The organism is Kitasatospora sp. NPDC127116 (assembly GCF_042677365.1).
GTDB lineage: Bacteria > Actinomycetota > Actinomycetes > Streptomycetales > Streptomycetaceae > Kitasatospora > Kitasatospora lactacystinica.
In genome coordinates, this window is the sequence record NZ_JBHXTL010000018.1 from 1 (window position 1) to 21,381 (window position 21,381).

At 72.1% G+C, this 21,381-nt stretch carries 16 protein-coding genes; 7 read left to right on the forward strand and 9 right to left on the reverse strand.

Features of this window, described 5'->3' with window-relative positions; translation table 11 throughout:
* Nucleotides 1–137: 137 nt before the first annotated feature.
* The 7 genes from ACFVHV_RS10895 to ACFVHV_RS10925 form a co-directional block, all read right to left on the reverse strand.
* Nucleotides 138–1,166, reverse strand: coding sequence for an alpha/beta fold hydrolase (locus ACFVHV_RS10895; RefSeq protein ID WP_380350685.1), 1,029 nt, complete (start codon nt 1,164–1,166; stop codon nt 138–140).
* 11 nt (nt 1,167–1,177) lie between these two features.
* Nucleotides 1,178–2,458, reverse strand: coding sequence for a lipase (locus ACFVHV_RS10900; protein ID WP_359898870.1), 1,281 nt, complete (start codon nt 2,456–2,458; stop codon nt 1,178–1,180).
* A 212-nt stretch (nt 2,459–2,670) separates the two neighbouring features.
* Complete coding sequence (locus ACFVHV_RS10905; protein ID WP_380350687.1) at nt 2,671–2,895, reverse strand: ferredoxin; 225 nt, start codon at nt 2,893–2,895, stop codon at nt 2,671–2,673.
* 3 nt (nt 2,896–2,898) lie between these two features.
* Nucleotides 2,899–4,104, reverse strand: a complete 1,206-nt coding sequence (locus ACFVHV_RS10910) for a cytochrome P450 (RefSeq protein WP_380350689.1) — start codon at nt 4,102–4,104, stop codon at nt 2,899–2,901.
* Between the two features lie 204 nt (nt 4,105–4,308).
* Nucleotides 4,309–5,673: a hypothetical protein gene (locus tag ACFVHV_RS10915; RefSeq protein WP_380350691.1), complete on the reverse strand. Its 1,365-nt coding sequence runs from the start codon at nt 5,671–5,673 to the stop codon at nt 4,309–4,311.
* Nucleotides 5,670–6,983 carry an AMP-binding protein gene (locus tag ACFVHV_RS10920; protein WP_359898877.1) on the reverse strand — a complete coding sequence of 438 codons (1,314 nt, stop codon included), beginning with the start codon at nt 6,981–6,983 and terminating at the stop codon, nt 5,670–5,672. The genes ACFVHV_RS10915 and ACFVHV_RS10920 overlap by 4 nt, the downstream gene beginning before the upstream one ends.
* 248 nt (nt 6,984–7,231) lie before the next feature.
* Nucleotides 7,232–8,470 carry an MFS transporter gene (locus ACFVHV_RS10925; RefSeq protein ID WP_380350693.1) on the reverse strand — a complete coding sequence of 413 codons (1,239 nt, stop codon included), beginning with the start codon at nt 8,468–8,470 and terminating at the stop codon, nt 7,232–7,234.
* 107 nt (nt 8,471–8,577) lie between these two features.
* Between ACFVHV_RS10925 and ACFVHV_RS10930 the strand changes: the two genes are divergently transcribed.
* Nucleotides 8,578–9,159, forward strand: a complete 582-nt coding sequence (locus tag ACFVHV_RS10930; RefSeq protein WP_359898881.1) for a GNAT family protein — start codon at nt 8,578–8,580, stop codon at nt 9,157–9,159.
* A gap of 27 nt (nt 9,160–9,186) precedes the next feature.
* On the opposite strand, the gene ACFVHV_RS10935 is transcribed toward ACFVHV_RS10930, so the two are convergent.
* Nucleotides 9,187–10,857 carry a class I adenylate-forming enzyme family protein gene (locus ACFVHV_RS10935; RefSeq protein WP_380350695.1) on the reverse strand — a complete coding sequence of 557 codons (1,671 nt, stop codon included), beginning with the start codon at nt 10,855–10,857 and terminating at the stop codon, nt 9,187–9,189.
* Nucleotides 10,858–11,071: 214 nt separating this feature from the next.
* Between ACFVHV_RS10935 and ACFVHV_RS10940 the strand changes: the two genes are divergently transcribed.
* From ACFVHV_RS10940 to ACFVHV_RS10965, 6 genes are read left to right on the forward strand one after another with little or no spacing between them, the layout of a single operon-like run.
* Nucleotides 11,072–11,392 (forward strand): chorismate mutase family protein, encoded by a 321-nt coding sequence (locus ACFVHV_RS10940; RefSeq protein ID WP_359899017.1) that lies wholly within the window; start codon nt 11,072–11,074, stop codon nt 11,390–11,392.
* 37 nt (nt 11,393–11,429) lie between these two features.
* Entirely contained in the window at nt 11,430–13,541 is a 2,112-nt protein-coding gene (gene pabB, locus ACFVHV_RS10945; protein WP_380350697.1) for an aminodeoxychorismate synthase component I, read from the forward strand.
* Entirely contained in the window at nt 13,538–14,434 is an 897-nt protein-coding gene (locus ACFVHV_RS10950) for a prephenate dehydrogenase/arogenate dehydrogenase family protein (protein ID WP_359898887.1), read from the forward strand. The genes pabB and ACFVHV_RS10950 overlap by 4 nt, the downstream gene beginning before the upstream one ends.
* Nucleotides 14,431–15,681, forward strand: a complete 1,251-nt coding sequence (locus ACFVHV_RS10955; RefSeq protein WP_359898889.1) for an aminotransferase class I/II-fold pyridoxal phosphate-dependent enzyme — start codon at nt 14,431–14,433, stop codon at nt 15,679–15,681. The genes ACFVHV_RS10950 and ACFVHV_RS10955 overlap by 4 nt, the downstream gene beginning before the upstream one ends.
* Nucleotides 15,678–16,553 carry a HemK/PrmC family methyltransferase gene (locus tag ACFVHV_RS10960; protein ID WP_359898891.1) on the forward strand — a complete coding sequence of 292 codons (876 nt, stop codon included), beginning with the start codon at nt 15,678–15,680 and terminating at the stop codon, nt 16,551–16,553. The genes ACFVHV_RS10955 and ACFVHV_RS10960 overlap by 4 nt, the downstream gene beginning before the upstream one ends.
* An 11-nt stretch (nt 16,554–16,564) precedes the next feature.
* Nucleotides 16,565–19,744, forward strand: a complete 3,180-nt coding sequence (locus ACFVHV_RS10965) for an amidohydrolase family protein (RefSeq protein ID WP_380350699.1) — start codon at nt 16,565–16,567, stop codon at nt 19,742–19,744.
* Here the strand turns inward: ACFVHV_RS10965 and ACFVHV_RS10970 are convergent.
* Complete coding sequence (locus ACFVHV_RS10970; protein ID WP_380350701.1) at nt 19,726–21,033, reverse strand: helix-turn-helix transcriptional regulator; 1,308 nt, start codon at nt 21,031–21,033, stop codon at nt 19,726–19,728. The two genes, ACFVHV_RS10965 and ACFVHV_RS10970, sit on opposite strands and share 19 nt — an antisense overlap.
* Nucleotides 21,034–21,381: the final 348 nt, after the last annotated feature.

Here is a 21,381-nt window from a genome sequence, read left to right on the forward strand (position 1 = left end):
CGCGCCTGCCCCACGCGGGGGGCGGGGGGTGCCCGCGGGGGGCGGCGCCAACAGGTGTCGGGGGGCCTCAGCAGCCCGGCCCGGCCCCCCTTCCCCGTCCGTCAGGACCGCTCGACCCGCCGGGGGCCGTCCCGCCGTCAGGCCCCGTCCAGCACCTCCACCAGCGCCGTCAGGAACTCCTTCGGCCGTTCCAACTGCACGCTGTGCCCGGCGCCTTCGACCGCTACCTCGCGCACCCGCCCGCCGGCGGCGGCGTAGCGGTCCAGTACGGCGCGGGTCTGGGCCACCATCGGCTGGGCCGGGCAGGTGTCCGCGCCGGGCCAGCCCGGGACGGCACCGATGGCGCCCAGGTGGGCCAGGTCGAAGAGCGAGGTGTCGGAGACGATCACGTCGGCCGTGCCGCGGATCCACAGGATCGGCGGCTTCGGCTCGACCAGTTCCAGGTCGTCGATCCGGAAGTGGGTCGGCGCCATCGAGTTGAGCACCCCGCGTTCGCCGGGACCGAAGCCCGGCCAGGCCTCGCTCGTGCGGCTGTCGCCCGGGTAGTGGTCCTCCCCGGTCCGGGTGGTCAGCATCGCCGCCACGTAGTGGTCCGGCTCCGCCAGCGGCTCGCTGACGTAGGTGGTGTTCAGCACCGAGAGCGGCGCGAACGGCGAGTCGGCGCCCGTCTCGCCCTCGCGCAGCAGCCGGACGAAATCGGGGGCCGCGCCGCCGGCGCCGGAGCCCGCCCCGTCGGGCGAGTTGAGCCGCCCGTCCACCCCGTGGGTGCCGCCGAAGCCGTACGGGGAGACCGGGTTGACCAGGGTGAGCGAGCGGACCAGCTCCGGGTGGTCGCGCAGCAGTTGCAGCACCACGCCGCCGCCCATGCTCCAGCCGACCAGGTGGACCGGGCCCAGGGCCAGCGCCCGGAGGTAGGAGAGCAGGTCCTCGCTGTGGTCGCGCAGGCCCCGGGTGGCGTCCACCGGCAGCGGCTCGGTGCGGCCGAAGCCGCGCAGGTCGGGGGCGAGCGGGCGGTAGCGGGCGGGGAGCCCGGTCATGGTCGAGTGCCAGAAGACGCCGGAGGAGACGTTGCCGTGCACCAGGACCACGGGTTCCCCGGTGCGGCCCGCGATCTCGGCGTAGCCCACGGTGAGCCGGTCGGTGGCGATCAGTCGGTCGGTGATCATCCGGGATGTCCTCAGTTCAGCCAGCCGGCGACCTGCGCGCTCGCCGCGCTGTCCCAGCCGAGTTGCAGGTGGTTGGCGAGGGCGATCAGCGCGGTGCCGCCGACGGTGCCGTAGCCGGTGGTGTCCAGCGCGCTGGCCACGAAGACCACGCCGTCGCTGGGCCCGCGGTTCTCGTTGAAGATCCCGACGATGCTGGGCGTGCCGCCGGCCAGGAGGTAGGCCGTCACGGAGGAGGGCACCCCGGCCTGGTGCAGCGGGGCGATCAGCGAGCCGGCGTTGATCGCGGCCTGGATGCCGCCGCCGTCGGTGTAGAAGCCCTGCCCGCCGTAGTAGGTCGTGTACCAGTCCTGCTGGGTCTGGTCGATGCCGAACACCGAGTCCCAGCGGGCCAGCATCTGCCGCTGTCCCGGGTAGTTGTCGTAGCCGCCCGAGGGGGTGAAGGAGAACTCCGGGTGCGCGGTGTAGGTGCCGTAGCAGGTCATGCGCAGGTGCGGGGACGGGGCGTTGACGGCACCGCCGCACTGCGGCCAGATCGAGAAGTCGTGCGCCCACCCGTGCGCGAACGGGTAGTCGTAGCCGCCGTTCGGGCCGCCGAGGGTGATCAGCTTGCGCACGTCGCCCGCGTACGGGCGGCCCCAGGAGGGCTTCACCGAGGACACGTAGGCCCGCGAGGACATCTCGCCCTTGCTCCAGCCGACCACGTCCACCTGCGGGACGCCGAGCTTGGCACGGATCAGCGCGACGGCGTCGCCGACCTCCTGGGCCTGCATCAGGTTGTCGCCCTGCTTGTGCGCGAAGCCGATCGCGAAGACCCGGTAGCCCCGCCCGGCCAGGTTCTGCATCAGCCCGGTGTTCGGGCAGGACATGGAGCCGCAGCCGTAGCCGCCGGACTCGCCGGGGTTGGCCCAGGCGCGGTCCGGGTTGTCGTTGGCGCCGTGCACCAGCAGCACCGGGACCTGGTGCGCGCCGGTGTTCCAGCCCGGGGCCGAGTAGAGCAGGAAACGGCCGGAGAAGGGCTGCTTGACGCCGCCGAAGAAGGTGAGCCGCTGGCCGTCCTGGTCGCCGCGGCCGTCCGGCGGGTACTGCTCCTGCCGGAAGCCGGTGGTGGTGTCGAGGTAGCGCTCGACCCGGTCCCAGCCGTTGGCGACGGTGCTGTAGGTCGCCTCCAGGGTCAGGTTGGCCGGCACCGCGGCCGCGGCCGGCCCCGCCGGGACGGCCGCACCGGCCAGCGCCAGGACGCCCGCGAGCACCCAGCCCAGTCCTCTTCGCCTGCCACGCCCGTTCCTTCGCATACGCGTTCACTCCTCCACACCGGGGGCCAAGTGCGCGACACGCTACGGACGCCGCAGTGCCATCCCTATGGAGGCGTCACATACCTCCGGCGTTCCGGTATGGGTGTCCACCACCTGGCCGGGGGCGGGACCCGGCTCCACTCTTCACGGAGACCGGTCGCCGAGGTCCGCACCCGCCGGGCGGAGGACCTCGCCGTTCCTCCGCCGGACGGTCATGCGTCGGACCCGCCCTGGTGCCGCGGGTCGGCCGACAGGCTGATCGCCGAGGCGGGGCACAGGGCGACCGCCTCGCGAACCGCGTCCAACGCCTCGGCCGGAGGCTCGGGTTGCCGCACGAACGACGTGCCGTCGTCCTCGCGCTGGTCGAAGACCTCGCCGGCCGTCAGGACGCACATTCCGGAGCCGATGCAGCGTTCGGCGTCCACGGTGATCCTCATCGATCACGCGTCCCAGGTGACGGGGAGGCTCTTCACCCCGTAGATGTCCGCGATCTCCGGGCGCAGGGCGACCTCCTCGGGCGGTACGGCCAGGCGCAGCGTGTGGAAGCGGTCGAGCAGCGCGGGGAAGGCGACCCGCATCTCGATGCGGGCCAGCTGTTGGCCCAGGCACTGGTGGATGCCGTGGCCGAAGGCCAGGTGTCCGCCGTCCTGCCTCCGCAGGTCGAGCACATGGGGATCGGGGAAGCGCTCGGGGTCGCGGTTGGCGGTGTTGAACGAGAGGATCAGCCGCTCGCCGGCCCTGACGGTCCGGCCGCCGAGTTCGACGTCCTCCAGGGCCGTCCGCATGAAGGTCTTGGCGACGCTCAGGTACCGCAGCAGTTCCTCCACGGCCCGGTCGGCGAGCGCGGGATCGCCCCGCAGTGCGGCCAGTTGGTCCGGGTTGCGCAGCAGCGCGAAGGTTCCGAGGGCCAGCATGTTCGCGGTGGTGTCGAGACCGGCCGCGAGCAGGATCAGGCTGATCCCCTTCAGTTCCTCGTCGGTCAGATCGCTGTCGGTGAGGTCGCTGAGCACGTCGTCGGTGGGGTCGGCGCGCTTGGCGGCCACCAGCTCGGCCAGGTACTCCTGGGTCGAGGCGTAGGCCGCCATCATGTCCTCGTCGCTCGTCTCCCCGTTCATGAACGAGTCGACCTGCTCCTGGAAGGAGCCCCGGTCCTCGTACGGCACCCCGAGCAGCTCGCAGATCACGATGGCGGGGATGGGCTTGGCGAACGCGGTCACCAGGTCCGCCGGGGGCCCGGCCGCCTCCATGGCGTCCAGGCGGGCGGTGGTGACCTGCTCGATGCGCTCGGTGAGCAGCCGCATCCGCCGTACGGTGAACCTGCCCGTCAGGGGCTTGCGGTAGCGGCTGTGCTGGGGCTCGTCCATGAGGACGAACTCCCCGGGCGGCGCCGGCGGGATCTGGAAGTCGCCGTAGTCGATGGTCGGGTGGAGCATCAGGTCCTTGCGCGAGCTGAACCTCGTGTCGGCCAGCACGGCCCTGACCAGGTCGTATCCGGTGACCAGCCAGCCGGGCTGCCCGCCGGGGAAGGTGTAGCGGCTCATCGGCGCGTGCCGGCGGGCGTCGGTCAGCTCGGCGGGCGGGTCGAAGGGACAGCCGGGGCGGCGTGCCACCGGCATGGTCGTGACGGTGTGCGGGGATTCACCCATGGCCGTTCCTCGTTTCGCGTTGCCGCACGTTCGGATAACTGGAAAGCTACGGCCGTTTCTGACTCGACGTCAATCGCGTGGAACGCGTCTTTCCAGCTCAGCGGCGGTAAATTGATGCAATGACGCTGAACTCGAACGCAATGGATCGTTGCAATGGATGAAGGTTAAGGCAATGCCGCGCCCGGGCTCGCCCACGAGTACGGGTCAGGCCGGGTAGCTGAACACGGCGGTGAGCTGCGGCAGCGCGTCCCAGCCGACGACCGCGCTGCCGGCGGACTCGGACAGCGCACGGATGTAGGTGCCCGCGTACCCCTCGTCGGTCAGGTAGACGCCCCAGGTCGCGAGCCAGTCCCGCACCTCGCCGGTCTCCGCGTCCTGCACCGGCTCCGGCTGCGCCGGGGCCTTGCGCTGCACCAGGAACCGTCGCCGGTCGCACTCCGTCAGGGCCCGCCGCCAGTCCCCGTCGGACGTCTCCCAGCCGGCGACGATGCCGCCGCCGCGCGCGTCGTTGTTCGGCTTGAGGATCAGGTCCTCCCGATGGGCGCGGCAGTAGTCGATCAGATCGACCACGTCGCCGTCCACCTCGACCGTGCCCTCGGCCATCGACCGCGTCCACGGCAGCATTCCGTCGACCAGGGCGAGCTCGTCCTCGGCCAGGGCGGCCCGGAACCGGGGGTCGTGCAGCATCGGCAGGATGCCCTTGTTGCCGTGCAGGTCGGTACAGATCGGGGTCAGCTGCACGGTCCGGCCCTCCTCGTGGGCGCGGAAGACCGGCTCCATGGCCGCGGCGACCTCGGGGTCGGCGAGGATCTGGTCCACCGACACGTAGCGGAGGATCACGTCCACCGGGGTGCCGTCCAGGTGGATCTTCCCGCCCGGCGAGCTCAACTCGCCCACCTCGGCCAGTCGCAGGTCGATTCCCTTGCCCCGCATGTACTCCTGGAAGGGCAGCATGTACTTCCGGTACCGGGCCACCCGGCCGTTGCTCTCCAGCATCACGACCACCGGTGTGCCGGCGGCGGACACGCTCTCGGCGCAGCGGGTGAGCATGCGGGCGATGCCCGCCCCGATGTCGGGGTAGGTCAGCCGGTGCTTCTCGGCGAACTCCCGGAACCTGGGCACGTCCATCAGCGCCCGCGGGATGTCGCCGGTCCGCTCCATGCCGCCGAGGTCGGCGCCGATGTTGAACTCCAGCAGCCGCCAGGAGTCGCCGTCGCGGTGCAGGTCGGCCCGGCCGTACGGGATCGGCGGCACGAGTCCGTTCCGGCGGACGATCTCCACCGACCGGCGGTCGAGCCCGAGCGCCTCGCCGTAGGCGAACACGTCGCCACCGTGGAGCCGGCCGGGCAGCGAGACGATCAGGTCGTGGAACCGCATGAGCCGGTCGGCGACGCCGCGGATCGCGGTCTCCTCGACGAACAGCGGCCGGCCGAGCACCCGCCCGTCGAAGGCCGCGGTGAAGTGCGGCGGGAACCGCAGGTGGTCGACGACCCCGCGCAGGCCGTCGCGCCCCTCGGCGGCGCATTCGTCCAGGTAGGACCGGGTGACGGGGCAGGGGTTCCGGTTCATGCGGTGACCGTTCGCTGGTAGAGGGTGGGCACCTTGCCGCGCTCGGTGCGCTCGAAGTCGCCGCGCTCGACGTGCTCCACGGTGAATCCCAGGCAGCGCGGGCCGGTGACGATCTGGTTGAGCTCGACGGTGTCCGCGAAGGCCGCGACCACCGCGTCGACGGTGATGTCCCCGGGCGTGCTCGGTGACAGCAGCAGCCGCACCCGGTACCGGTTGACGGTCCAGAGCACCTGAAACTGGCAGTCGGCGGGATCGGTGATGCCCAACCGGGCGAGCCGCGACATCAACTGGTCGGCGGAGACGGTCTCGGAGTCCACGTTCAGCGACTGCCGGGCCCGGCCGAGCAGGGTGAGCACGGAGGCCCGGCTGCCGCAGCGGCACGGCTGGGTGCTCAGCCGGCCCCGGTCGCCGATGGCGTAGCGGAACAGGGCCATGCCGGTGTCGCTCAGCGGCGTGACCAGGACCTCGCCCTCCTCGCCGTCGGCCACGGCGAGCCCGGTCTCCTCGTCGACGATCTCCACCACCATCGCGTCCTCGTGCACGTGGTGGTCGTTGCCGGACAGCCACTGGCACTGGTAGCCGATGGGCCCGGTCTCGGTGGTGGAATAGGCCAGCGAGCGCACCGTCAGGCCGGGCAGGGCGGCGGTGAGCGCCGCGGTGCGGCCGGCGCCGAGGCTCTCCCCGATGTAGAGGTAGGTCCGCATCGAGGCGAGCAGGTCCGGGGGCGTTCCGGTGAGCAGGTCCACCCCGTACCCCGGCGGCGCGGCCAAGGTGTCGATCGCGTGCTCGGAGATCATCTTCGCCGTCTCCGCGACGCTGGTGACGTTGCCCAGGGGGTACACCCGCGCGCCGAGCAGCCGAGCGACCTCCTGGGTGAACAGGAAGGATCCGTTGAGTTCGGCCCCGTAGAGGCAGTTCGCCACCCGGCGGGGCGGCTCGGGCAGGGTCGCGCGCAGCCCGCGCGCGCCGAGCGCGGACACCTGCTCGTTGAACGCCCAGGAGTGGTACATCATCTTGACCTTGCTGGAGGTCCCGCTGGAACGAAGCACCATGCCGGGCTGGTCGCCGTCGATCAGGAACTCCACCGAGTGCGGCGGACAGCCGTCGGCCAGCGCGGACGGGGTCAGCACGGGCAGCTCCGGCAACCGGTCCAGGCTGTGCACGGAGTCGAGCCCGGGCCAGCGGCGCAGCACCGCGGGCGTGCGCCGGGCCGCGGCCACCAAGCGCGTGAAGTTGTGCGCCCGCAGTCGCTCGATCTCCTCCCGGCTGATGGCGTCCAGGTCGGCGGCGAGCCGAATGCCGGTGTTCATCGGGAACCTCCGTTGTGTGCTGATCTCGTCGCGCACGATCGCCGTGCCTGCCCGGACCGCTCCGCGCAGCGCGCGCGTTCCTGCCCGGGCGGCCCCGGCGCCGACGGGCCGGCCGCACCGGGCATTCGCGTGGTCCCATTCCCATTCCGTCGACGCCCGAACACTAGATTCCGTCGGACGACCGGACGACCGGCTTCTTTGCGTTATGGGGCGGTATTTTTTGCTGAGGGCGGCATTTGTTGCGCGAATTATCCGACCGTCGACGGGAGGCGTTCCGGTTCGTCCAACTCCCGCCAAACCCGGAACACGAACGGCCACAGCGAAACGAGCAGGCAGAGCCCGCCGAGCACGAGCACCGCGGCGGTCGGCCCGACCGCGTCCAGCAGCACCCCGGCCAGCAGCAGTCCCACCGGCATGGCCGCGTTGGCCGAGGCGTGGAACGCCGCGAACACCCGGCCGCGCAGCCCCTCGGGCACCCGGGCGTACTTGACCGCGGCGATCACCGGGTTGATCGGGCCGTTCGCCATCATGCAGGCCGAGACCACCAGCACCAGCAGCACCGGGTGCGGGTCGGCCGCCACGGCCAGGAAGACGGGCGCGCCGGAGACCAGGGAGCAGATCGCGAACACCCGCCACCGACGGCCGCCGTCGCCCAGCCAGCCGTACAGCGCCGTGCCCAGGATGCTGGCGCCGCTGGACGCGGCGATCAGCACGCCGACCAGCGTGCTGTCGTGCCACACGGTCAGTCCGTAGGCGGGCAGCAGCACCGAGAGCAGCCCGACGGTGAGGGCGTTCAAGGCCGCGCACTGCATGCCGATGACCAGCAGCAACCGGTCGCGCCGGAAGTGCTCGGCGGCCTGCTTGAGCTCCCGCAGGTAGCCGTGCGCGCCGCCGGCCGGCGCGCGCCCGGCGGCGGCCGCGGGCCGGACCAGGAGGCCCACCAGCGCCGCCGCGGTGAGCAGCGCCGCGCCGTCGGCCAGCAGGACCCAGGTGGGTCCGATCAGCCCGATCAGAATGCCGCCGAGCGGCGCGCCGAGCAGGTCTCCGGTGCGCAGCGCGGACTCCTCCGCGCTGGTGCCCCGCTCGACGCGGACGCCGGTCGCGGCCAGCACGGCGGGCAGCAGCACCTGTTTGGCGCTGCGGGAGGGCGCTCGCCCGGCGCCGATCCCGAACACCAGGACCACGAGCACCGGCAGCGACAGCAGGTCCAGTGCCTCCGCGGCCGGGATCGCGATCACCGCGACGGAGGCCGCCAGGTCGGCCATGATGCTGCCGCGCCACGCGCCGTACCGGTCCAGCAGCGGGCCGACCAGCACCACCGAGAGGACCAGCCCGAGCGTTTCGGCGGCGGCCACGGCCCCGGTCTGGAGGCCGCTGCCGGTTCTGGACAGCACGAACCAGGGAAGGGCGATCATCGTCATCGTCGCGCCGCACGAGGAGACGCCGCACGCGGCGACGAGTGCGATCAACGGCAGTCGACGGATCACCGGCGTACTCCGCGGAACAAGGTGTTCACGATTCCCCTAAATGCCGATTTTCGGATGCTAGTATCCGCTGGACCATTCATCGAATAATCCAATTCGGAGTCTCACCCGTGGATCCTGTTGTCACTGACCGGCTGGTGCTGCGTTCCTTCACCGAGGCGGATATCGACGACCTGCACGACATCCAGCGCCGTCCGGACGTGACCCGGTACCTGCTGTGGGACGCCCGCACCCGCGAGGAGACGCGCACCGCGCTGGCCACCAGGATCTCGGAGTCCGAGCTGGCCGGGGAGGGCGACAACCTGGCCGTCGCGGTGGAGCTGCGCGAGTCCGGCCGGCTCATCGGCGAGTTCAACCTGGACTGGCTGAGCGCCGAACTGGGCCGCGCCGAGATCGGTTTCGTGATGAACCCCGACCACGGCGGCCGCGGGTACGCCACCGAAGCCGGCCGCGAGGTGCTGCGGCTGGCGTTCGAGCGGTACGGCTTCCACCGGGTGGTCGGCATGTGCAACGGGAACAACGTTTCGTCGATGCGGCTGATGGAGCGTCTCGGCATGCGCCGGGAGGCGTTCTTCGTACAGGGCGAGATGCTCAAGGGGCAGCGGGCGGACCTGGCCGTGTACGCGATGCTGGGCACCGAGTGGGCCGGCGCGGACGTCATCGCCGAGGGAACTCAGGTCGCCCGGGGATGACGTCCGCACGTCGTGGTGGCCGCCCGCCTAGAGGATGGTGGCCACCGCGGCGGGGTCGCTCGCGAGGAGGTAGTCCGCGAGCGTGTCGTAGCGTTCACGGAGCTGACGCTTGAGCACCTTGCCGGTGACGCCCTGCGGGATGTCGGTGACGGAGCCGGTCAGTTCGAGCACGGCCAGCGTCGGGTGGCCGGCCGCGCCGAGCACGGTGTTGGCCGAGGCGAGCAGCTGCGCCGGGTCGAGGTCCTCGCCGTGGGCGGCGACCAGGGCCACCGCGACCGTGTTCCCGCCGTGCCGGCCGGCCACGACCGTGCAGTCCACGATCACCGGCAGCTCGTTGAGCAGGAGCTCCTCCATCTGCACCGAGTGCGCGGGGCCCGCCGCGGTCGCGATGGTGTCCACCGCCCGGTCCACCTGGTAGAAGTCGCCGGCCTCGTCCTGGTACGCCAGGTCGCCGGACAGCCAGTACCCGGACAGCCGGCTGCGGTAGGTGGTGTCGGAGTCGTTCCAGTACCCCGCGGTGATGGTGGGGCCCTTGGCGCCCAGCAGTCCGATCTCGCCGCGGTCGGCCGCGGTGCCGTCCCGGCGCAGCACGACGACCTCGGACAGCGCGTCGGGACGGCCGATGCAGCGGTCGTTGCGCTCCGAGGCCAGCGATCGCGGCTGCACCATCAGGCCCCAGCCCAGTTCGGTGGCGCCGAAGCGGTCGTAGAACACCGCGGAGGGCAGCTCGGGGTCGCGCTTGCCCAGGATGGCCTTGAGGTGGGCCTCGTGGATGGCGTCGCCCATGGTCACCCAGCTGTCCACCGAGTCGACCGCGCCGTCGGCGACCTCGACGTCGGCCAGTTCCGTGAACGCGTGCGCGAAGGCCATCACCGTGGTCGGCCGGTACCGGCGGATGGCGTCGACCAGGTCGGCGCCGGTGGGGTCGTAGTGGGCGACCATGGGCGTGCCGGCCAGGACGGCGTAGTTGACGTACACCACCGAGCCCAGGTGCGACTGCGGTTGCGCGGCCATCATCAGGTCGTCGGGCGAGTCCAGGTAGTTCGTGAGCCGGAACCGCGGGCCGGCGACGCTGGACGCGTGCGTCTGCACCACCGGCTTGGGGAAGCCAGTGGTGCCCGAGGAATGCAGGATCGAGACCGGGTCGTCGGGCGCGTGCCGGAACCGCGCGGCGGCGTCCAGCTCGGCCTGGGGCGGCGCGGGCACGTCCTCGGCCAGTACGACCCAGCGCGAGCCCGGCAGTTCGGCGAGCTCGGGGCCGAGGAGGTCGTGCCGGCCGCGGGTCGTGTAGACGCCGACCGGCTCGGTGCGCCGGATCAGTTCGAGCGCGTTCTCCTTGGGGGCCTTGCTGTTGATCAGCACCGCGATCGCGCCGATGGTCGCCAGCGCGTGCAGGTGGACCGAGTAGGCGAAGGAGTCCTCGATGTGGACCGCGACCCGGTCCCGGGGCCGCACGCCCCGGTCGAGGTACCAGACCGACCAGCTCTGCACGAGCCGGTCCAGCCCGCGGAGGCTGAACTCGGTCGTCGTCCCGCCGTCGCAGGTGGCGACCGGCCGGCCGGTGGCGATGAACGGCAGGTCCGGGTTCGGGCTGACGGCCAGCGCCGACTCCAGGACGTTCCCGCCCCCGAGACGGGGATCCGCGGCGAGCTTCGCACGTGACTCGGCGGACAGCAGGGTTCGAGCGGACAAGGTCATCGGCGCGCCTTCCGGTGATGGTTTCCGGGAACCGATCGTCCGTGGGCGTGCCGGAAGCGACAAGGTCTTTCTTGCGCATGTGGACGTCGGTTGTTGCGCGAGACCGCGTTTGTTGCCGCAACCGCCGCGCGGGCTGCTGCGGACCGCCGTTGGCAGGTACATCTGGAAGAGCCCTTCGGTGGGCGAGACGATCACGAGGAGATTCCAGGTGACCATGGGGGATTCGGCGGCACGATCCGGCGGAGCGGACCGTCAACTCGAGGAACTGCGGGGCGAACTGGACGGCATCGACGCCCGTCTGCTGGACGTGCTGCGCGACCGGATCGACGTCTGTGTGCGCGTCGCCCACCACAAGAGGGAGCACGGCGTCCCGATGATGCAGCCGCACCGCATCGGCATCGTGCAGGAGCGGGCCGCGCGGTACGGCGAGCGCAACGGGATCGACCAGGACTTCCTGCGCCGGCTGTACGACCTGATCATCGCCGAGACCTGCCGGGTCGAGGACCTGGTCATGGGCAACACCCCGGCGAGCTAGGCACCACGGCCACACTGAAGGAAGGACAGACCGGGCAATGCGGATGTTGCTGATCGACAACTACGACTCGTTCACCTACAACCTGTACCAGCTGCTCGGCGAGGTGACCGGCCGGGCGCCGGTCGTGGTGCGCAACGACGCCGAATTCCCGGCGGAGCGGATGGCCGAGTTCGACGGCATCGTGGTGTCCCCCGGGCCCGGCCGGCCCGACCGGGCCCGTGACTTCGGCATCAGCTCCCGCGCCGTCCTCGAGTCGGGACGGCCGGTGCTCGGCGTGTGCCTCGGCCACCAGGGCATCGCGAACCTGTTCGGCGGCAAGGTCGGCCTCGCGCCCGAACCCATGCACGGCCGCAGCTCGCTGGTGCACCACACCGGCGACGGCGTCTTCGCCGGGCTGCCCACGCCGTTCTCGGTGGTGCGCTACCACTCGCTGACCGTCACCGACCTGCCCGAGGTGCTCGAACGCACCGCGTGGACCGAGGACGGCGTGCTGATGGGCCTGCGCCACCGGACGGACCCGCTGTGGGGCGTCCAGTTCCACCCCGAATCCATCAGCAGCGAACACGGCAGGCTGCTGCTGGCGAACTTCCGCGACCTCGCGATGGACGCGCGCCCCGCTCCGGCCGTCGCCCCGCCTCCACCGGCCGCGCGACCGACGCCAGCTGACGCCACGTCGGATCTGCGCCTGCACGTGCGCGAAGCGGCGCACGAGCCGGACCCGGACGCGGCGCACCGGGAACTGTTCTCCGGCTCCACCCGCAGCTTCTGGCTGGACAGCAGCGAGACCCGCCACGAACGCTCGCGGTTCTCGATCATGGGCGACGACAGCGGACCGCTGGCCGAGTACGTCTCCTACGACGTCGGCCGGCAGCTGGTCACCGTCACCCACTCGGACGGCCGGGTCGAGGAGGTCCACCGGGACTTCTTCGACTACCTCCAGGACAGTCTGGCCGCGCGGTCGCTGCCGACACCCGACGGTCTGCCGTTCGACTTCAACCTGGGCTACGTCGGTTACCTGGGCTACGAGTTGAAGGCCGAGACCGGTGGCTCCCGGGTGCACCGGGCCGACACCCCCGACGCCGCCCTGCTGTTCGCCGACCGCGCGCTGGTCGTCGACCACGTGGAACACCGGTCGTACCTGCTGGCGCTGAGCACGCCGGAGCACGAGGCGGCCGCGCTCGACTGGCTGGACGGGACGGCGGCCCGGCTGTCCCGGCTCGACGGGTCCGCCGTGGACGACCCGGGCCGCACGGGTGTACTGGCCGGCGCCGAGGCCGCCGACATGGCCGGCTGGGAGACCGCCCGTCCGCGCCACGACCGCGAGGGCTACCTCAAGCGGATCGAGGAGTGCCTCGACGAGATCCGGCTCGGCGAGTCCTACGAGATCTGCCTGACCAACACGGTCACCGTGGACGAGAGGATCGATCCCCGGCACACCTACTCCCGGCTGCGCCGGATCAGCCCGGTGCCCTACGGGGCCTTCCTGGACTTCGCCGAGGTCGCGGTGCTCAGCGCGTCGCCGGAGCGGTTCCTGCGGATCGGCGCCGACGGCGTCGTGGAGTCCAAGCCCATCAAGGGAACCCGGCCCCGCGGCGGCACCCCCGACCAGGACGAGCTGCTCAAGCTGGACCTCTCCACGCACGAGAAGGACCGCGCGGAGAACCTGATGATCGTCGACCTGGTGCGCAACGACCTGAACACGGTCTGCGAGATCGGCTCGGTGCACGTCCCGGTGCTGTTCGACGTGGAGACGTACGCGCCGGTGCACCAGCTGGTCTCCACCGTCCGCGGCACGCTGCGGGCGGAGGAGAGCGCGGTCGGCTGCGTGCGCGCGGCGTTCCCCGGCGGCTCCATGACCGGCGCGCCGAAGGTGCGCACGATGGAGATCATCGACCGGCTGGAGGAGGGCCCGCGCGGCGTCTACAGCGGTTCGCTGGGCTGGTTCGCCCTGTCCGGCGCCGCGGATCTGAGCATCGTGATACGGACCCTGGTCGCCACCGGCGAACGGATGAGCTTCGGCGTCGGCGGCGCGATCGTGGCGCTGTCGGACCCCGACGAGGAGTACGAGGAGACCGTGGTGAAATCGCGCGCGGTGCTCACCGCGGTCGCGGCGACGGCGCTGCGCCCCGCGCTGGGAGGACTGGCATGAGCGGGACCGGAGTTCGGTCGCTGCGGCGTTGCCTGGTGGCGGGCGGCGCCGGCGCGGTCGGCGGCATGTTCGCCTCGCTGCTGGCCGGTTCGGGTGCCGAGGTCGTCGTGGTGGACCCGGCCGGCGGCGACATCGCCGGGGACATCACCTCGCCCGGTGGCGCCCTGGTCGCGGAGCTGGGCAAGGCGGACCTGGTGCTGCTGGCGGTGCCCGAGCGCACGGGGCTGGCCGCGATCCCGCTCATCGCTCCGCACCTGCGTCCCGGCGCGCTGCTGGTGGACACGCTGTCCGTGAAGGACGCCGTGGTGACCGCGCTCCAGGGCGTCGAGGGCGTGCAGGCCGTCAGCCTGAACCCGATGTTCGCGCCGGCCCTGGGCATGCCCGGCAAGCCGGTCGCCACCGTCGTGGTGCACGACGGGCCGGCCGCGGCCGAACTGCTGCGGCTGCTCGCCGAGTGGGGCGGCCGACCGGTGCTGCTCGACGCCGAGCGGCACGACCGGCTCACCGCCGCCGCCCAGGTGCTCACCCACGCCAGCGTGCTCGGTTTCGGGCTGGCGCTGGAGGAACTCGGCACCGACATCGGCGAACTCGGCGAGATCGCCCCGCCGCCGCACGCGACCCTGCTGGCCCTGCTGGCCAGGATCGCCTCCGGGACACCGGAGGTGTACTGGGACATCCAGGTCGCCAATCCCGACGCCGCGCGGGCCCGCGGTGCGCTGGCCGCGTCCGTGCGCCGACTGGCCGACCTGATCGACGGCGGCGACGAAGCCGGGTTCGCCGCGGCGCAGGGCCGGCTGCGCGACCTCTTCGGCACCGCCCTGGACGAGCACCGCGACACCTGCGCCCACCTGTTCGACGCCCTGTCCGCGTCCACCCGAATCGAGGCGACATGATCCATCCGCAGCAGGAGACACAGCCGGCCAACTGGGTCGAGTCCCGCATCAACAAGACGTCCGACTCCCTGGACGTGGCGTTCGAGCAAGGCCTGACCGGGCACGTGGTCACCGGCCGCAAGCCCGGCAAGGTGGTCTGCCTGGCGGACGGCACCGAGGCGCTGGAGTTCGTGTCCTGCTCCTACCTGGGTCTTGAGGAGCACCCCGCGCTGGTGACGGCCGCCGAGGAGGCGCTGCGTCGCTTTGGCGTGCACCTGTCGACCTCCCGCAACCGGATGCGCCCGCACTACCTCGGCGAGTTGGAGGACCTGCTCTCCACGGTGTATCGCGGCAACAAGGTCGTCCCCTTCACCTCCGTCGGAACCGTCCACCTGGGACTGCTGCCGCTGCTCGGCGCCGGCGCGCTGCCCAGCTACCCGATCGCGCCCGGCGGCGCGACCTTCCTGGTGGACCGGACCGCGCACTCCTCGATGCAGGTGCTGCGGGGGGTCCTCGACCAGATCGGCCCCGCGCGCCGGTTCGACCTGGAGACGCCCGACTCGCTGGAGTCCGCGCTGCGCGACGCCCGTCGCGACGGGCGCACGCCGATCGTGCTGATCGACGGCGTCGGCTCGATGGGCGGTCTGATCGACGTCGCCGGGATCCTGGAGGCGCTGGCGCCCCACGGGGGACACCTCTACATCGACGACGCGCACGGCATCTCCGTCGCGGGCAAGCACGGCGCCGGCTACGCCTTCGAGGCGCTCGGCGACCGGCTGCCGCCCAACGTGGTCATCGCCGGCTCGCTGTCCAAGGCGTTCGGCGGCTGCGGCGGGTTCGCGGTGGTACCGAGCGAGGACGACGTGCGCGTGCTGCGCAAGTTCGCGAACCCGCTGGTCTTCGGGCACTCGATCATGCTGCCGATGCTGGCCGCGAACGTCGCCTCGGCCCGGCTGCACCTCGACGGCGAGGTCGCCGCGCTGCAGGAGCGGCTGTGGCGCAACACCGAGGTGTTCGACGAGCTGACCGGCAACCGGCTCGTCAACGCCGGTCTGCGGTCCCCGGTGCGCGGTGCGCACTTCGACACCGAGGAGGCGGCCTTCCGCGCGGCCACCACGCTGAAGGAGGCCGGGGTGCTCATCCTGCCGGCCTTCTTCCCCACCGTGGCCAAGGGCACCGGTCTGATCCGCTTCGCCCTGTCCTCGCTGCACGAACGCGGCCATCTGGAGACGGCCGCGAACATCCTGGAAGGAGTCCGGAACGGATGACCGCCGACATTGGTGAACCGACGCTGGGTGCGTTCCTGACGGACGCCGAGAAGACCCTCGCCGAGGCCGGCGCCTGGCAGCCGCGCGGGGACGCCGAGAAGCTGGCCGAGTACGTGCTGGGCCGCGCCGTGGAGCGGCTGCCCCTCGACGCCACGCTCGGCCGGGAGGATCTGGCCCGGCTGCGGGAGCTGGTCGCCCGCCGGGCCGACCGCACGCCGGTGGAGTACCTGACCGGCCGTGCCGTGCTCGGCGGTGTCGAGGTCGCGGTGGGCCCGGGCGTCTTCGTGCCCCGCAAGCACACCGAGCCGCTGCTGGCCTGGGGGCTGGACGTGGTGAGCGGGGTGTCCAAGCCGCTCGCGGTGGACCTGTGCACCGGATCGGCGGCGATCGCCCTGGCGGTCGCGCACGCCCGGCCGGACGCGACCGTGCACGCCATCGAGCTCGACCCGGTGGCCCTGACCTGGGCGCGCCGCAACGCCGCGCGGCAGGCGGAGCTCGGCGACACCCCGATCATCCTGCACGCCGGCAATGTCACCGACACCGCGATGTTCGCCGACCTGGACGGCACGGTGGACCTGCTGCTGGCCAATCCGCCGTTCGTGGTGGACGGCGTCGTGCTGCCGCCGGAATGGCAGGAGCACCAGCCGTGGCCCGCGCTGTTCGGCGGCCAGGACGGACTCGTCGTGATCCGCGCGGTGGTGGCGGCCGCCACCCGGCTGCTGCGTTCCGGCGGCGGCGTCGCGATCGAGCACGACGACGAGCAGGCCGACGTGGTCATGTCCCTGCTGCGGGAACAGGACGCCTTCACCGGCATCAGCTACGGCGTGGACCACTGGGGCACCCCCCGGTACACCACCGCGCGCAGAAAGTAACGAGGAAGACCATGGAACACACGTCACCATCCGAGAGGCTCTCCCGCCGGCAGGTGCTGCGCGGCGGCGCGGTCGTCGCGGGCGCGGGCGCGCTGTGGCTGACCGCCGGCACGGTGCCCGCCGGCGCGGTGCCCGCGTCCGCGCAGACGCCGCAGCCGGACGGCCGTCCCGGCGAGGGCAGCGTGACCGTGCGGGACAGCGCCAACGTCGGGGTCGCGGTGTCCCCCGACGGCCGCCGGCTCGCGGTGGACATCGCCGGCGGCATCTGGCTGCTGCCGGCCGCGGGCGGCCGGGCCCAGCGGATCACGCCGGAGGAGCACGACGCGACCCGGCCGCACTGGTCGCCGGACGGGCGCCGGATCGTGTTCCAGTCCTTCCTCGACACCGCCTACGACGTGTGGATGATCAACGCCGACGGCACCGGGCTCACCCGGCTCACCACCGGCTGGGGCTTCGACCTGGAGCCGCGGTTCTCACCCGACGGCAAGCAGGTGGCCTTCGCCTCCGACCGCGACCACGTCAGCCGGATCTGGGTGCTGGACCTCGCCAGCGGGCAGCAGCGCGCCGTCACCGACGCCGACGAGGTGCACGCGGCCCCGGTGTGGTCCCCGGACGGCACGAAGCTGGCCTACGTCGTCGGTGACGGCGCCATCGAGGAGCTGGACCTGGGTTCGGGCCTGCGCAGGCAACTGCCCGGCGTACCCGGCGACGCCATGGTGTACTCGCCGGTCTACGCCCCGGACGGCCAGGTCAGCTACCTGAGCGTGGGCGGCTCCGGGACCACGGTGATGCTCGGGGCCAAGGCGATCGTGACCGGCGAGGACCTGCCGCCGCTGCCGGTGTCGTGGACCTCGGCGCAGGAGTTCGTCTACGGCTCCGGCGGCCGGCTGCGCCGCCGCTCGCTCTCCGGGGCCGTGCGGGAGATCCCGTTCACCGCCGAACTGCCGTACTCGGCGCGGAACTACCAGCGCAAGCGGCGCAACCTCGTGTCGGACGCGTCGCGCCGGGCGAAGGGCATGGCCGACCCCGCGGTGTCGCGGGACGGCAAGCAGGTGGCGTTCCGCGCGCTGAACGCGCTGTGGCTGCTGCCGATCGGCGGCAGGCCCCGCAAGGTCGTGGACGACGGGTACTTCGCGGCCGACCCGGACTTCGCGCCCGACGGCAGGTCCCTGGTCTACGTCAGCGACCGCGCCGGCACCGCCAACCTGTGGCGGCTGGACCTGGCGACCGGGCGCTCCGACCGGCTCACCGATCTGCCCGGCGGCCAGCTCGCGCCGCGGTTCTCCCCGGACGGCGCGAAGATCGCCTACCAGGACGAGTCCGGTCAGACCTGGGTGTTCGACGTCGCCGACCGCTCGGTGCGCCAGGTGCTGCCCGCGCTCTACCAGCCGGGCCGGCCGACCTGGTCGCCGGACGGCGGCAGGATCGCGCTGGCCGCGCTGATGCCGTACTCCAAGCGCACCTCGAACGGCAACAACCAGGTGCTGACCGTGGACCTGGCCGACAACAAGGTCCGGTACCAGGAGATCGGGCCGGACCGGTCGATCAGCACCCGCGACAACGACGGCCCGCTGTGGACCTCCGACGGCCGGCACCTGGTGTTCGGCGCGGAGAGCCTCGCCTGGCGGGTCCCGGTGGCCGCCGACGGCACCATCACCGGCGAGCCGCAGCAGCTGACCGACGAGGTCACCGACTCGCTGTCGATCAGCGCGGACGGCACCGTCGTCTACCTGTGCAACGGCGTGCTGCGCACCGTCGGGCCCGACGGCGGCGCGGCCCGCACGATCACCGCCGACCTCACCTACCGTCCGGTACGGGTCAGCGAGCCCACGGTCGTGCGCGCGGGCGCGCTCTGGGACGGCACCTGCGAGCAGCTGCGCCGCGACGTCGACATCGTGGTGCGCGGCACGACGATCGAGGCGGTGCTGCCCAGGGGCGGCGGCGTGCCCAGCGGCGCGCGGATCGTGGACGCCTCCGGGCTGACGGTGATGCCCGGCCTGATCGACACCCACAACCACTGGAACATGCGCGGCAAGCAGTGGGGCGACCGGCAGGGGCGGCTGTGGCTGTCCTACGGCGTGACCACGAGCAAGTCGCCCGGCGACCTCGCGTACCAGATGGTGGAGAACCGGGAGGCGATGGAGGCCGGCACCAGGGTCGGCCCCCGCTACCTCGGCTCGGGACAGGCGCTGGACGGCAGCCGGGCCTTCTACAACTGCATGCGGCCGGTCCACACCGCCCAGCAGCTGGAGCGGGAACTGGACCGCGCCGAAGGGCTGGACTACGACCAGATCAAGTCGTACATGCGGATGCCGGTGGCCTTCGAGCAGCGCATCGTGGCCAGGGCGCACGCGATGGGCGTGCCGGTCACCTCGCACTATCTGTACCCGGCGGCGCACACCGGCCTGGACGGCATGGAGCACCCCGGCGGCGGCCATCGGCTGAACTACTCGCGCACGCTGAGCTACGCCGGTTTCCGCATGTCGCAGGACGCGGTGGACCTGCTCGTGGCCAGCGGCATGTGGGTGTCGTCGACCATGATCTTCGCCAGCGAGCTGTACGCCGGCGACCGGTCGCTGGTGGAGGACGAGCGCACCAAGGTGCTGTTCCCGGACTGGGACTACCGGCGCCTGGTGGCCAAGGCCGACGGCGCCGCGCAGCCGGGTCCGGAGAGCGAGCTCGACCAGCGGATCACCAAGGGCATGGTGGACGCGCTGCTGCGGGTGCACCGCGGGGGCGGCCTGGTCGTCTTCGGCACCGACGCGCCGCTGGACGACGTCGGCGTCAGCGCGCACCAGAACCTGCGCGTGCTGGTGAAGTACGGGTTCACCCCGCGCGAGGCGCTGATGACCGCGACCGGCAACGCCGCCAGGGCGCTGGGCTACGGCGACCAGCTGGGCGCGGTGGCGCCGGGGAGGATCGCCGACCTGGTCATGGTCGAGGGCGACCCGCTGACCGACATCCGCGCCGCGGCCGCGGTGCGGTCGGTCATGGTGGCCGGCGTCACCCGCACGGTGCCGGAGATCCTCGCGCCGTTCCGGCCGGCCAAGGCGGCCAAGGCGGCGGAGGCGGCCGGGGCGACCGAGGCGGCCGCCGTGACCGTTCGCCCGGCCGCGCCGTCGGCCTCGCAGGACCCCGCTCACTACTGGCACCGTCCGGAGTGGAGCATGCGTCAGTGCTGCCAGCACTGACCGTGCGGTCGGGGGGGCCGGGGGCCCCCCCCGGGCCCCCCCCGGGGGGGGCCCACCCCAATATTAATGGGGGGGGGAGTTGGTGGGGTGGTGTATGTGCGCCCCAGAGGGGGGCGCGGGGGTGGTCGTACGGGTGTGTTGATTGTGCCTGTCCGGCCTCCAGATCCGGTGGGGTGGGGAAACCGCACCCCCCCCCGTTCCCCCGACGCGGAGGTGCCCAACCACTTCTTGAACGTGCGCTGGAAGTGGCTCAGTTCCTGATAGCCGACCGTACGGGAGACATCGGTGATCGACATGGTGGTGTTGCGCAGCAGGTGTCCGGCCTCGGTCAGCCGCAGCGCGGTGACGAAGTCGATGAACCGCCAGCCGGTCTCCTGCTTGAAGCGGCGGGAGAAGTGATATTGGCTCATGTACGCACTGCGCGCGACGCGACCGAGTGTCAGACCGCTGTCCGCGTAGTTCCCCCGCAGGTAGGCCACGGCGGCCCGCATGTTCGGCGAGAGCGTGAGCCGGTCGGTGTCCGGCAGCTGAAGGTCCCGTCCGACCTTCGCGGGCTCGACCGCCGACTCGACCGGTTGCCGCGTGAGGAAGACCCGCTGGTCGGCGTGGCGGTAGCCGGGCAGCGTCCGGATGAGCTGGTGCGGGGGACGGATCTCGACACCGGCGGGCGCGATCAGCACCCGGCACTGGTGCAGCCAGGGCTGCAGCCGCGGCCAGGTGAACCTGTCGTCCTCCGTGCACAGTTCCGGGGTGAGCACCTCGGCGGCCCGGTCGGCGATCCGTGCCCAGTCCGCCAGGTCGAGCTGCCGCGGCGAGAGCAGGCTGTCGGCGCCCTCGTGCCGCATCCGCGCCACCGTGGCGTAGCTCTCGTCCCCGAGCGACAGCGCGAGGTCGCAGATGCCGTCGTAGGCCCGGCGCTGCAGCCGGCGGTCCACCCGCAGCGTGAACAGGCTTCCGACCATCTCGCAGGCCGTGTGCCAGTCGTCGAACACCACCACCTCGGCCAGCTCGACCTTGGGGCTCGTGTTGAAGTAGGTGGCGAAGTCCATGACGCCCAGCGCCTGCGCGTTGTAGTAGGCGACGATGTCGCTCAGCGAGCTCTGCCCGTGCAGCCGGCGCACCGCCGGCAGCTCCGGCAGCACGCTCGCGTGCGAGAGCACCCGGTCGCTGTCGTCGGTCAGGTAGGCCACGCTGCGTCCCCGTTCGAGCGCGTGACCGGCGACCAGCAGCCCGGCGAGCGAGCGGTCGTGGCCCGCCGGAACGTCCAGCATGACGTCCGCGTCGCTCATTCTGGCGCGGTACGCATCGAGCACGCGGTGCTCGGACTCACCGAGTTGTCGAGGATCCGTCAAGGCAGCGATCATTTTTCCCCCTTGTGCAGATGTAACTCGCTGACCGCGCGCGAAGGTGCCTCCCTGCCGTCGACGGGTGCCCGATCGGCACCACGTCACGGCCTGCGCGAACCGGACTCGACGGCGATCCCGGTGGCAGCGCGCGGACAGGTCACAGCGCCGAGGACGATTCCCCGGACGCGAGCAGAACCTCCCCAACGATTCCCGCCGGCCACGGCGTCCCCGGGCGTGAACCCGTTCGATGGTCACATCACGCCGCGAACGCGTCAACCCGCATCTGTGACC

Excerpts from the sequence above, each read along its gene's own strand:
- ACFVHV_RS10895 (WP_380350685.1), bottom strand. The coding sequence starts at position 1,166 with ATGATCACCGACCGACTGATCGCCACCGACCGGCTCACCGTGGGCTAC.
- ACFVHV_RS10900 (WP_359898870.1), bottom strand. The coding sequence starts at position 2,458 with ATGCGAAGGAACGGGCGTGGCAGGCGAAGAGGACTGGGCTGGGTGCTC.
- ACFVHV_RS10905 (WP_380350687.1), bottom strand. The coding sequence starts at position 2,895 with ATGAGGATCACCGTGGACGCCGAACGCTGCATCGGCTCCGGAATGTGC.
- ACFVHV_RS10910 (WP_380350689.1), bottom strand. The coding sequence starts at position 4,104 with ATGGGTGAATCCCCGCACACCGTCACGACCATGCCGGTGGCACGCCGC.
- ACFVHV_RS10915 (WP_380350691.1), bottom strand. The coding sequence starts at position 5,673 with ATGAACCGGAACCCCTGCCCCGTCACCCGGTCCTACCTGGACGAATGC.
- ACFVHV_RS10920 (WP_359898877.1), bottom strand. The coding sequence starts at position 6,983 with ATGAACACCGGCATTCGGCTCGCCGCCGACCTGGACGCCATCAGCCGG.
- ACFVHV_RS10935 (WP_380350695.1), bottom strand. The coding sequence starts at position 10,857 with ATGACCTTGTCCGCTCGAACCCTGCTGTCCGCCGAGTCACGTGCGAAG.
- ACFVHV_RS10940 (WP_359899017.1), top strand. The coding sequence starts at position 11,072 with ATGGGGGATTCGGCGGCACGATCCGGCGGAGCGGACCGTCAACTCGAG.
- pabB (WP_380350697.1), top strand. The coding sequence starts at position 11,430 with ATGCGGATGTTGCTGATCGACAACTACGACTCGTTCACCTACAACCTG.
- ACFVHV_RS10950 (WP_359898887.1), top strand. The coding sequence starts at position 13,538 with ATGAGCGGGACCGGAGTTCGGTCGCTGCGGCGTTGCCTGGTGGCGGGC.
- ACFVHV_RS10955 (WP_359898889.1), top strand. The coding sequence starts at position 14,431 with ATGATCCATCCGCAGCAGGAGACACAGCCGGCCAACTGGGTCGAGTCC.
- ACFVHV_RS10960 (WP_359898891.1), top strand. The coding sequence starts at position 15,678 with ATGACCGCCGACATTGGTGAACCGACGCTGGGTGCGTTCCTGACGGAC.
- ACFVHV_RS10965 (WP_380350699.1), top strand. The coding sequence starts at position 16,565 with ATGGAACACACGTCACCATCCGAGAGGCTCTCCCGCCGGCAGGTGCTG.
- ACFVHV_RS10970 (WP_380350701.1), bottom strand. The coding sequence starts at position 21,033 with ATGAGCGACGCGGACGTCATGCTGGACGTTCCGGCGGGCCACGACCGC.